This is a genomic window from Agromyces sp. GQ35 (assembly GCF_059758475.1).
Genome location: NZ_JCAXEO010000001.1, coordinates 68,329 through 78,506 on the forward strand (window position 1 = coordinate 68,329; position 10,178 = coordinate 78,506).

General features: G+C 68.2%; 10 protein-coding genes. 3 read left to right on the top strand and 7 right to left on the bottom strand.

All coding sequences use genetic code 11. The features are described 5' to 3' along the window. Positions 1 to 96: 96 nt before the first annotated feature. On the top strand, positions 97 to 1,419 hold the full coding sequence (locus tag AC6CH0_RS00355; RefSeq protein ID WP_498097487.1) for a DUF4032 domain-containing protein: 1,323 nt from the start codon (positions 97 to 99) through the stop codon (positions 1,417 to 1,419). Positions 1,420 to 1,460: 41 nt separating this feature from the next. On the opposite strand, the gene rlmB is transcribed toward AC6CH0_RS00355, so the two are convergent. The 4 genes from rlmB to AC6CH0_RS00375 all read right to left on the bottom strand — a co-directional run bounded on the left by rlmB (position 1,461) and on the right by AC6CH0_RS00375 (position 5,794). Beyond that, a complete protein-coding gene (rlmB, locus tag AC6CH0_RS00360) occupies positions 1,461 to 2,483 on the bottom strand; it encodes a 23S rRNA (guanosine(2251)-2'-O)-methyltransferase RlmB (RefSeq protein ID WP_498097489.1) in 1,023 nt (340 codons plus the stop codon). Then, positions 2,480 to 3,901, bottom strand: coding sequence for a cysteine--tRNA ligase (gene cysS, locus AC6CH0_RS00365; protein ID WP_498097491.1), 1,422 nt, complete (start codon positions 3,899 to 3,901; stop codon positions 2,480 to 2,482). The genes rlmB and cysS overlap by 4 nt, the downstream gene beginning before the upstream one ends. Positions 3,902 to 3,951: 50 nt before the next feature. After that, complete coding sequence (gene ispD, locus AC6CH0_RS00370; RefSeq protein WP_498100968.1) at positions 3,952 to 5,199, bottom strand: 2-C-methyl-D-erythritol 4-phosphate cytidylyltransferase; 1,248 nt, start codon at positions 5,197 to 5,199, stop codon at positions 3,952 to 3,954. Positions 5,200 to 5,311: 112 nt separating this feature from the next. Continuing rightward, on the bottom strand, positions 5,312 to 5,794 hold the full coding sequence (locus AC6CH0_RS00375) for a CarD family transcriptional regulator (protein ID WP_022889889.1): 483 nt from the start codon (positions 5,792 to 5,794) through the stop codon (positions 5,312 to 5,314). A gap of 160 nt (positions 5,795 to 5,954) precedes the next feature. Between AC6CH0_RS00375 and AC6CH0_RS00380 the strand changes: the two genes are divergently transcribed. After that, entirely contained in the window at positions 5,955 to 6,437 is a 483-nt protein-coding gene (locus AC6CH0_RS00380; protein WP_498097493.1) for a hypothetical protein, read from the top strand. Positions 6,438 to 6,500: 63 nt separating this feature from the next. Here AC6CH0_RS00380 and AC6CH0_RS00385 read toward each other — a convergent pair whose 3' ends face one another. Together AC6CH0_RS00385 and AC6CH0_RS00390 are read right to left on the bottom strand one after the other, a co-directional pair. Continuing rightward, the gene (locus tag AC6CH0_RS00385; RefSeq protein ID WP_022894340.1) at positions 6,501 to 7,181 is read right to left on the bottom strand and encodes a winged helix-turn-helix domain-containing protein; all 681 of its coding nucleotides are present in this window, start codon (positions 7,179 to 7,181) and stop codon (positions 6,501 to 6,503) included. Next, positions 7,178 to 8,434: a sensor histidine kinase gene (locus tag AC6CH0_RS00390; protein WP_498097495.1), complete on the bottom strand. Its 1,257-nt coding sequence runs from the start codon at positions 8,432 to 8,434 to the stop codon at positions 7,178 to 7,180. The genes AC6CH0_RS00385 and AC6CH0_RS00390 overlap by 4 nt, the downstream gene beginning before the upstream one ends. A 183-nt stretch (positions 8,435 to 8,617) precedes the next feature. Between AC6CH0_RS00390 and phoU the strand changes: the two genes are divergently transcribed. Beyond that, a complete protein-coding gene (gene phoU / locus AC6CH0_RS00395) occupies positions 8,618 to 9,277 on the top strand; it encodes a phosphate signaling complex protein PhoU (protein WP_498097497.1) in 660 nt (219 codons plus the stop codon). A gap of 79 nt (positions 9,278 to 9,356) precedes the next feature. On the opposite strand, the gene AC6CH0_RS00400 is transcribed toward phoU, so the two are convergent. After that, positions 9,357 to 10,103, bottom strand: a complete 747-nt coding sequence (locus AC6CH0_RS00400; protein WP_498097499.1) for a phosphoglyceromutase — start codon at positions 10,101 to 10,103, stop codon at positions 9,357 to 9,359. Positions 10,104 to 10,178 lie beyond the last annotated feature (75 nt).

Consider the following 10,178-nt stretch of genomic DNA (forward strand, 5'->3'; position numbering starts at 1 on the left):
GGCCGGGCTTCGGCTCGGCCGGCATCGCCGTTTCTGCACCCAGAGCGCGCATCACGTCTCTGCGACACCGCCCGACCCGACTACGCTGAAGCGCATATGAGCGGATCACTCTCCATCACATCGGCCATGGCCGATCCCGCGTTGCTCGACCTGCCGTGGGACGTTCCCCTCGAGGCCTGGCCGAACGACACCATCGTCGCGCTGCCCAAGGGCATCTCACGTCACCTCGTGCGTTTCGCGCATCTCGGCACCCACGTCGTGGCGATCAAGGAGACGACGGCCGAGATGGCGAAGGGCGAGTACGAGATGCTGCGCACGCTGCAACGCCTCGACATCCCCTGCGTCGAACCGGTGGCCGTCATCACGAACCGCACCGATGCCGAGAGCGAGGCGTTGAAGCCGGTGCTGGTCACCCGCCACCTCCGCTTCTCCCTCCCCTACCGAGCGCTCTTCTCGCAGACCCTTCGGCCCGACACCGCCACCCGTCTCGTCGACGCCCTCGCTGTGCTGTTGGTACGCCTGCACATCGTCGGATTCTTCTGGGGCGATGTCTCGCTGTCGAACACGCTCTTCCGTCGCGATGCCGGCGCCTTCGCGGCGTACCTCGTCGACGCCGAGACCGGCAAGCTCTACGAGGGCGGCCTCTCGAACGGCCAGCGCGAGAACGATCTCGAGATCGCCCGGGTCAACATCGCCGGCGAGCTGCTCGACCTGGAGGCAGGCGGCAAGGTCGCCGACGAGCTCGACCCCGTGAACATCTCGAACGGCATCGTCGAGGCGTACCGCAGTCTCTGGATCGAGCTCACCGGGTCCGAATCGTTCTCCAGCGCCGAGCGGTGGCGCATCAACGAGCGCGTCAACCGGCTGAACGAGCTCGGGTTCGATATCGAGGAGCTCGCCATCAGAACCGACGAGACCGGCACGACCGTCCGCATCCAGCCGAAGGTCGTGGATGCCGGGCACCATCAGCGTCGTCTCCTGCGACTGACCGGGCTCGACGCGGGCGAGAATCAGGCGCGACGCCTGCTCAACGACCTCGATTCGTACCGGGCCGCCTACGGCAAGACAGAGCTCGACGAAGAGATGGTCGCGCACGAGTGGCTCATGCGCGTGTTCGAGCCCGTCGTGCGAGCGATCCCCCTCGAGCTGCGGGGCAAGCTGGAGCCGGCCGAGATCTTCCACCAGCTGCTCGACCACCGCTGGTTCCTCGCGCAGCGCGCGGGGCACGACATTCCACTCGCCGAGGCGGTCACGTCGTACGTCAACACGGTGCTGCGCCATCGGCGTGATGAGGCAACGGTGATCGGCCCGCCGACCGACTCGTTCACGATGCCGATCGAGACCATTCCGTCGACGGACACGGCAGCGTTCGCCGCCCTCGATCCCGACGAGGACGGCGACTGGCGCGCGAACGTCTGAGCGGCCTGAGTCGGCCGCCTCGCGCGCCGCGGGCGCGGCACTCAGCCTTCGGCGCGGAGCTTCGAGATCTCGTAGAGCGTGACCGAGGCCGCGATGCCGGCGTTCAGCGACTCCGTCGAAGCGCTGATCGGGATCGACACGATCGCATCGCACGTCTCGGCGACGAGGCGCGAGAGCCCCTTGCCTTCGCTGCCGACGACGACCACGATCGGTCGATCGGCCCAGGTGAGCCCTGGCAGCGACACGTCTCCGCCGCCGTCGAGGCCGAGCACGAACACGCCGCGTTCCTTCAACGCCTTGAGCGTCTGCGTGAGGTTCGGCGCCATGGCGACGGGCACTCGGGCCGCTGCTCCAGCCGAGGTCTTCCACGCGGCCGAGTTCACCCCCACCGAGCGTCGCTGCGGCACGATGACTCCTTGGCCGCCGAATGCTCCGGTCGAGCGCAGGATCGCGCCGAGGTTGCGGGGGTCGGTGATGCCGTCGAGTGCGACGAACAGCGGCGTCTCGTCACGGGCGAGCACCTCGTCGAGGAGTTCGATGGGGTGCGCGTACTCGTAGGGTGGCACCTTCAATGCGAGGCCCTGGTGCACGCCGCCTTCGCCTGCGAGACGATCGAGCTCGGGGCGCATGACCTCGAGCATCGGGATGCCGCGATTGGTGGCGAGCTTCATCGCCTCGCGCACCCGGTCGTCCATCTCGACCCGCGCGGCGACGTAGAGCGTCGTCGCGGGGATGCGTGCACGGAGTGCCTCGACGACGGAGTTGCGCCCGGTCACGATCTCGGATTCATCACCCGTCTTCGACCGACGCGCAGCGCCGGATGCACCGCGAGGTGCCCCCGCGCGCTGCCCCGACCCCTGCCCGGCGACTCGCTTGCCCCCGCTCGCGGCGTAGCGCTCCTGCGCCGCCTTCCGCTTGCCGGCGGGGTGCCAGGCGCGGTCTTCGGCCTTGGGCGTCGGGCCCTTGCCCTCGAGCGCCTGACGCCCCTGGCCGCCCGAGCCGACCTGCTTGTTCTTCGCCTTCCGCACGGCTCCGGCGCGCGACTTTCCGCTGCTGCCCTTCATAATCCCAAGCTCCAATGCGTTCCGGTCGAACTGTCTTCGATGGTGATGCCCGCGGCCGAGAGTTCGGCGCGGATGCGGTCTGCGGCAGCGTAGTCCTTCGACTCGCGCGCAGCCTGTCGGTCTTCGACGAGGCGCGCGACGAGTGTGTCGAGCGCGGATGCTGCGGGGCCGGTGTCGGCCGCCCAGTGCGGGTCGCGCGGGTCGATGCCGAGCACCTCGACCATGGCGACGACCTGGCCGTGCGCGACCGCGGCGTCGTGCAGCTCGTCGGCGTCGAGCGCCTGATTGCCGGCGCGTACCGTGTCGTGGAGTACCGCGAGCGCCTGCGGCACTCCGAAGTCGTCATCCATCGCCGCGGCGAAGCCGTCGGGGATGATCGGGCTTCCGACGCCCGCGTATCGGGTGCCGGCGAGCCGGCGCTCGACGCGGGAGAGGAAGACACGGATACGGTCGACGGTCGCCTCCGCCTCGGCGAGCGAGTCGGGTGAGTAGTCGAGCGTCGAGCGGTAGTGCGCGGCACCGAGGAGGTAGCGCACGGCGAGCGGGGACGCGAGTTCGAACAACTCTGCGGCGTAGACGGAGTTGCCGAGCGACTTCGACATCTTCTGCCCGCCGATGTTCACGAGCCCGTTGTGCACCCAGTATCGGGCGTAGGCGTCTCCGGCTGCCGTCGACTGGGCGAGTTCGTTCTCGTGGTGCGGAAAGCGCAGGTCGAGTCCGCCGCCGTGGATGTCGAACTCTGCACCGAGGTATCGGGTCGCCATGGCCGAGCATTCGATGTGCCATCCGGGGCGCCCGCCACCCCACGGCGACGCCCAACTGGCCGATTCGGGTTCTGCGGTCTTGCGGCCCTTCCACAGCGCGAAGTCGCGAGAGTCTCGCTTGCCGCGGGGGTCCGCGTCGACGGCGGCCTCCATGTTGTCGCGCGTCTGGTGAGTGAGCTCGCCGTACGCAGGCCAGCTCGCCGTGTCGAAGTAGACGTCGCCCGAGTCGTCGGGCGCGGCATAGGCGTGCCCGCGATCGATGAGTCTCGTGATGAGTTGCTGCATCTGTGCAACGCTCGCGGTGGCCCGGGGTTCGTAGTTCGGAGCCAGGATGCCGAGTGAGGCATAGGCCGCGGTGAATTCGAGCTCGACGCGGTAGGCGAGCGCCCACCACTCCTCGTCGCTCGAGTTCTCGATCGCCGCGTTCAGAATCTTGTCGTCGATGTCGGTGACGTTGCGCACGAAGGTCACGTGGTTGCCGCGATACGCGAACCAGCGCCGCATGATGTCGTAGACGAGGGCACTGCGCAAGTGCCCGATGTGCGGGCTCGACTGCACCGTCGGACCGCAGACGTACATGCCGACGCGCCCATCACGGAGGGGCACGAAGTCACGCAGGGCCTGGGCCTTGGAGTCGTAGAGTCGCACGGTCACTCGGCAAGCCTACCGGCCGGGCATGTCCGTGACCTGCGGGGCTGTACGGCTCAGACGTTCGGCAGCAGCAACGCCGTCGCGATGGCCGCGACGCCTTCGCCACGGCCGGTGAATCCGAGCGCATCGCTCGTCGTCGCGGCCACGCTCACCGGCGCGTCGAGCACGTTCGACAGCAGCGCCTCGGCTTCGCTTCGGCGCGGGGCGAGCTTCGGACGGTTGCCGACGATCTGCACCGTCACGTTGCCGACCCTCCAGCCGGCGAGCTCGACGAGACGGCGGGCCTCCGCGAGGAACACCGCGCCGTGCGCGCCCTCGAAGCGAGGATCGGCGGTGCCGAAGACCTGTCCGACGTCGCCGAGGCCTGCTGCGGCGAGCAGTGCGTCGCAGATCGCGTGCGCGGCGGCGTCGCCGTCGGAATGCCCTGAGAGTCCGCGTTCGCCCGGCCACTCGAGGCCCGCGAGCCAGAGCGGGGTGCCGGCGTCGTCGGCGAACGCGTGCACGTCGGTACCGGTGCCGATGCGCGGCGCCGCACCCGCGGCGCCGACACCGTGGTCGCGGTTCGATGCACGCGGTCGGCCGATGAAATGCTCGGCGCGCTCGAGGTCGGCCGGCACCGTGATCTTGAAGGCGCGCACGTCTCCGGGCACCACCTCGACGGTGACCCCGACGGATGCCACGAGCGCCGCGTCATCCGTGAACTCGCCGTCGGCCGTGGCATACGCATGATCGAGCGACGAGCGCGGAAAACCCTGCGGCGTCTGCACCGCTCGCAACGTCGATCGGTCGACCGTCTCGAGCACTCGGCCGTCACCGGAGACCCGCTTCACGGTGTCGACGACGTCGAGCGCGGGCACGATGCCGTGCTGTCGGGCGCGAACCGCACCGGCGACTTCATCGAAGAGCAGTGCCGGTGCGAGCGCTCGGGCTGCATCGTGCACGAGCACGGTGTCGACCGACGCGGGGAGCACCGCCAGGCCGGCTGCGACGGACTCCTGACGGGTGGTTCCGCCGGCGACCACGTCGAGCGGCGCGGATGCCGCCGCCGCGCCGGACGCGAATCGTGACCGGGTCGCGCCGACGCGGTCGTCGGGGACGACCAGCACGAGGTGCGGCGTCTCGCGCATGCCCAGTACGGCATCGACTGCCGTCGAGAGGATGGTGCCGCCGCCGAGTGGCACGAAGGCCTTCGGTTCGGAGTGCCCGAGCCGGGTGCCGCTGCCGGCGGCGACGACGATGACGGCGATCGTTGAGCTCACGGATCCGAGCGTAGTCGCGGCGGGCCGCCGCGGGGTCTCGATACGGCGCTGGCGCGCCTACTCGACCGGCGGACGCGCTGGCGCCGCTCCTCGACCGGCGCGGTGAGACGACGAACGGCGGGCGCTCCCGCGCCCGCCGTTCGTGAAGTACCCGCTAGGAGGCGAGGACCTCGTCGAGCACGGTCGAAGCCGCCTCTTCGTCGGTCTTCTCAGCGAGCGCGAGCTCGGAGATGAGAATCTGGCGCGCCTTCGCGAGCATGCGCTTCTCACCGGCCGAGAGGCCTCGATCCTGATCGCGGCGCCAGAGGTCGCGCACGACCTCCGAGACCTTGATCACGTCGCCGGAAGCGAGCTTCTCGAGGTTCGCCTTGTAACGACGCGACCAGTTGGTCGGTTCTTCGGTGAAGGGTGCGCGCAGTACCTCGAAGACCTTGTCGAGGCCCTCTTTGCCGATGACGTCACGAACGCCGACCAGGTCGACGTTCTCAGCGGGAACCTCGATGACGAGGTCGCCCTGCGTGACGTTCAGCTTGAGGTAGAGCTTCTCTTCACCCTTGATGATGCGTTTCTTGACCTCGGTGATCGTTGCGGCACCGTGGTGGGGGTAAACGACGGTTTCGCCAACCTCAAAAAGCATGAATAGATGTCCTTTCGGCAACTATCAGGATATCACATTCCGGATCATGCTAAGGTTCCGCCCCCCTTCAGGCGAGGCATCGCCCGTACGATATGCTCGGATTCGTTCCCTTCGCGCCCGAGCCGCTGCTCGTGCGCGCTTGCTTGCACTTGGAGGTTCTGTGAAGGCGCGTCTTGCGGCATCCGCTGCTCTGGCTCTCGGCATCGCGCTCGGCGCGAGCGGGTGCTCGATGCTCACGTACCAGGCCACCACCGAGCGCTACGACGCCAGCGACGGTGTCTCGGCAGACGTGGGAGACCTCGACCTCCGCAACATTCTCGTCGTCTCCGACGACGGTGTCGACGGCAACCTCATCATGACGGTCGTGAACAACGGCTCCGAGAAGATCGAACTCGGGGTGCAGTTCGGCGAGGGCGGCGGAGACACGCACTCCATCCAGATCAAGGCCGGGTCCTCCGTGACCTTCGGCGTCGATGACGTCGAGGGAACCGATGTCGCCGAGCCGCTGCTGCTCGAAGGCATCGACACGCAACCCGGTTCGCTCCTGCCCGTCTTCTTCCAGTACGACGGCGCCGAGGGCGTCGAGAAGCTCGTGCCGGTTCTCGACAGCCGCCTGCCCGAATACGAGCAGCTCGCCCCCTGACCTGACACGAAACGGGCGGGGCGCCTCGGCACCCCGCCCGTTCGTCTGCCTCCAGGCCTCGTCTCAGGCCTCGAAGCGGTAGCCGAGCCCGCGCACGGTCACGAGCTGCACCGGCTCCGACGGTTGCTGCTCGATCTTGGACCGGATGCGCTTGATGTGCACGTCGAGGGTCTTCGTGTCGCCGAAGTAGTCGGAGCCCCACACGCGGTCGATGAGCTGACCCCGCGTGAGCACCCGGCCCGGATTGCGCATCAGCAGTTCGAGCAGCTCGAATTCCTTCAGCGGCATGGGAACGGCTTCACCGTCGACCTCGACCGTGTGCCGGTCGACGTCCATGCGCACGCGCCCACCCTCGAGCACCGCCTCGTCGAAGTCCTCGATCTCGATGCGTCGACGGAGTACGGCACGGATGCGTGCCAGGAGCTCCCGAGTCGAGTAGGGCTTCGTGACGTAGTCGTCGGCCCCGAGTTCGAGGCCCACGACGATGTCGATCTCGGAGTCCTTCGCCGTCAGCATGATGATCGGCACCGTCGAGCGATTGCGGATCTCGCGGCACACCTCGGTGCCGGGCAGGCCGGGGAGCATGAGGTCGAGGAGCACCAGGTCGGCGCCGGACTGGTCGAACGCGGCGACCGCTGCCAGGCCATCGGCGGCAACCTCCACCTCGTATCCCTCGCGCTCGAGCAGGAAGCTCAGGGGGTCGCTCAGAGCGATCTCATCTTCGACGAGCAGAATTCGGGTCACGTACGGTCTCCTCGATCGGTGACTGCGAGCTTCGCAGCCGGTCGTGCTGAAGCGGTCGACTTCGCGGTGCTCTGGTCGGCGGATTCCAGCCGCCGAGCGGCCTCGCCCTCATCGGGCTCGGCTTCGAATGCCACCTCGGCGAGCGGCAACCGGATCATGAACGTCGACCCGCGCCCGGGCTGCGACCACACGCGAACGTCTCCGCCGTGGTTCTGCACCGTGTGCTTGACGATGCTCAGGCCGAGGCCCGATCCGCCAGTGTTCCGTGAGCGGGCCTGGTCGACTCGGTAGAACCGCTCGAAGACGCGCTCGAGCTCGTCGGCCTCGATGCCGATGCCCTGATCGGTCACCGCGATCTCCACGACGTCACCGTCGACCTTCGCTCCCACTCCCACGCGGCCACCCGCATTCGAGTACGCGATCGCGTTGGCGATCAGGTTGTGCACCGCGACCACGAGCAGCGCGCGGTCGCCGTAGACCTCGGCCTTCGCCGAGGCCTTCACGGCGACCTCGACCTGCTTGGCGCCGGCGACCACCCGGTTCTGGTCGACCGCCGCGCCGATGACCTGGTCGACGCGCACCAGCCGGTCGGGCCGCAGGGCATCCCTCGCCTGCAGTCGCGACAGCTCGATGACCTCGCTCGTGATGTGGGCGAGTCGCGCGGCCTCGACCGAGAGGCGTCCGGCGAACCGCCGCACCTGCTCCGGTTCGTCAGCCGCCTGGTCGAGCGCTTCGGCGAGCAGGCTCACCGAGGCGATCGGCGTCTTCAGCTCATGGCTGATGTTGGCCACGAAGTCGCGGCGCACCTCGTCGAGGCGATGCGCTTCGGTGCGGTCCTCGGCGAGCAGCAGGACGAAGCGGGTGCCCAGCCGGGCGACTCGCACGTGCAGCCGCAGCGTCGAATCACCGAACGGTCCGCGCGCGACGGTGACTTCGTCGACGATGGGCTCGCCGCCGCGGCGAACGGATGCCACGAGCTCGAGGAGTTCGGCGTGCACGAGTGCCTGCTGGCGTACGAGTCCCATGGCGAGCGCTCCGGGCGACGCGCGGAGCACGTTGTTGGAAGGATCCAGCACGACTCCGGCGGACTCCAGCACGTCGAGCACCTGATCGACGCCGTCGGGAATCGTGGGTGCCACGACTTTCGCGGCATTCGAGCCGCGCCGCTCGGCGAAGTGCAGCACGATCATGAATGCGGCGCCGAGGAATATGCCGAAGGCCAGCGCCGTGAGCACCAACCACGTGGAGTCCATGGCACCAGACTAACCAGCCACTCGGGTGCCATCTGCCGTTGTTCCCCTGTGCGGCGGTACGTTAACCAGTATTCAATGTCCCGGCACCTGTTGTTCATCTTGCGTCGGGAGGATGTCCCGGGGCCGGAGCGTCCGGGCACGTCCGTGCCCGTCACGGGCCAGAGCAGACAAGGATCCACAGACATGCGTGAGGTGTTCCAGCAGGAACTGCGCGAGGTGCAGGAAGGGCTCGTCGAGCTCGCCGAGCTCGTGGCCGAATCGATCGACAAGGCGACGCGTGCGTTCAACGAGTCGAACGTCAGCCTCGCCGAGGAGGTGATCGCCGATGACGACCGCATCGATCAGGAGACGGTTGCGCTCGACGAACTCGCGATCACGATCCTGGCGCGCCAGCAACCCGTCGCGCGAGACCTGCGCATCGTCGTGAGTGCGCTGCGCATCAGCGCCTCGCTCGAGCGCATGGGCGACATGTCGACGCACATCGCCCAGCTCGCCCGCTACCGTTTCCCCGACAAGGTCGTGCCGAAGACGCTTCGACCGACCTTCGCCGACATGGGTCGCCTCGATGTCGAGATCGCGCGCAAGCTCGTCCAACTGCTGCGCACCGAAGACGTGAACCTCGCCGAGGAGATCCGCAACGAGGACGACAAGATCGACGCACTGCACCTGCAGGTGTTCGACAAGGTGCTCGGGGAGACGTGGAAGGGCCAGGCGGTCGACACGGTCGACGCCACGCTCGCGAGCCGGTACCACGAGCGGTTCGCCGACCACGCGGTGTCGATCGCCAAGAAGGTGCAGTACCTCGCGACGGGCGACTGGGATCCCGAGAAGTCGGCTCTCTGACAGCCCGCCCGTTCGGGTGATGCATGACGAAGGCCCGGCGGATGCGACATCCGCTGGGCCTTCGTTGCGCTGAGGAGCGCTACTTCTTGCCTTGCGCCGCGACAGCGGCAGCGCCGGCCGCTGCGGCCTCGGGGTCGAGGTACTCCCCCGGCCCGAGCGGCATGAAGTCGTCGCCGAGGCGGTAGACGAGCGGGATGCCGGTCGGGATGTTGAGCTCGGCGATCTCGTCGTCGCCGATGCCGTCGAGGTGCTTCACGAGCGCCCGCAGCGAGTTGCCGTGGGCCGTGACGAGCACCGTCTTGCCGGCGGCGAGATCGGGGACGATGTCGGACTGCCAGTACGGCAGCATGCGTGCGATGACGTCTTTCAGGCACTCGGTGCGCGGCAGCTCGGAATCGGAGAGATCGGCGTAGCGGGCATCGCCGACCTGCGAGTACTCGGCGTCGTCTTCGAGCACGGGCGGCGGCACGTCGAAGGAGCGGCGCCAGAGCTGGAACTGTTCGGGGCCGTACTTCTCGAGGGTCTCGGCCTTGTCGAGGCCCTGCAGCGCGCCGTAGTGCCGCTCGTTGAGGCGCCAGGAGCGACGCACGTCGATCCAGGCGCGATCGGCGACGTCGAGGGCGATGTTCGCGGTCTGGATCGCTCGCGTGAGCACCGAGGTGTGGAGCACGTCGGGCAGCAGGCCCGACTCGGCGAGGAGCTCGCCGGCGCGCGCCGCTTCGGCGGTGCCGAGCTCGCTGAGCCGCACGTCGACCCAACCGGTGAACAGGTTCTTCTGGTTCCATTCGCTGTTGCCGTGGCGAAGCAGCACGAGGGTGTGTGGCATGCGAACCAGCCTAGCGGCGAGGCATCCGTCACCGCGTTCGATGACGCGTGGATTCCGCCGCTGAATACGCAGAAT

What these genes read in the sequence shown, in the direction of transcription:
- phoU (WP_498097497.1), top strand. Translation starts at nt 8,618, where the DNA reads ATGCGTGAGGTGTTCCAGCAGGAACTGCGCGAGGTGCAGGAAGGGCTC.
- AC6CH0_RS00375 (WP_022889889.1), bottom strand. Translation starts at nt 5,794, where the DNA reads ATGCTTTTTGAGGTTGGCGAAACCGTCGTTTACCCCCACCACGGTGCC.
- AC6CH0_RS00400 (WP_498097499.1), bottom strand. Translation starts at nt 10,103, where the DNA reads ATGCCACACACCCTCGTGCTGCTTCGCCACGGCAACAGCGAATGGAAC.
- rlmB (WP_498097489.1), bottom strand. Translation starts at nt 2,483, where the DNA reads ATGAAGGGCAGCAGCGGAAAGTCGCGCGCCGGAGCCGTGCGGAAGGCG.
- AC6CH0_RS00390 (WP_498097495.1), bottom strand. Translation starts at nt 8,434, where the DNA reads ATGGACTCCACGTGGTTGGTGCTCACGGCGCTGGCCTTCGGCATATTC.
- AC6CH0_RS00355 (WP_498097487.1), top strand. Translation starts at nt 97, where the DNA reads ATGAGCGGATCACTCTCCATCACATCGGCCATGGCCGATCCCGCGTTG.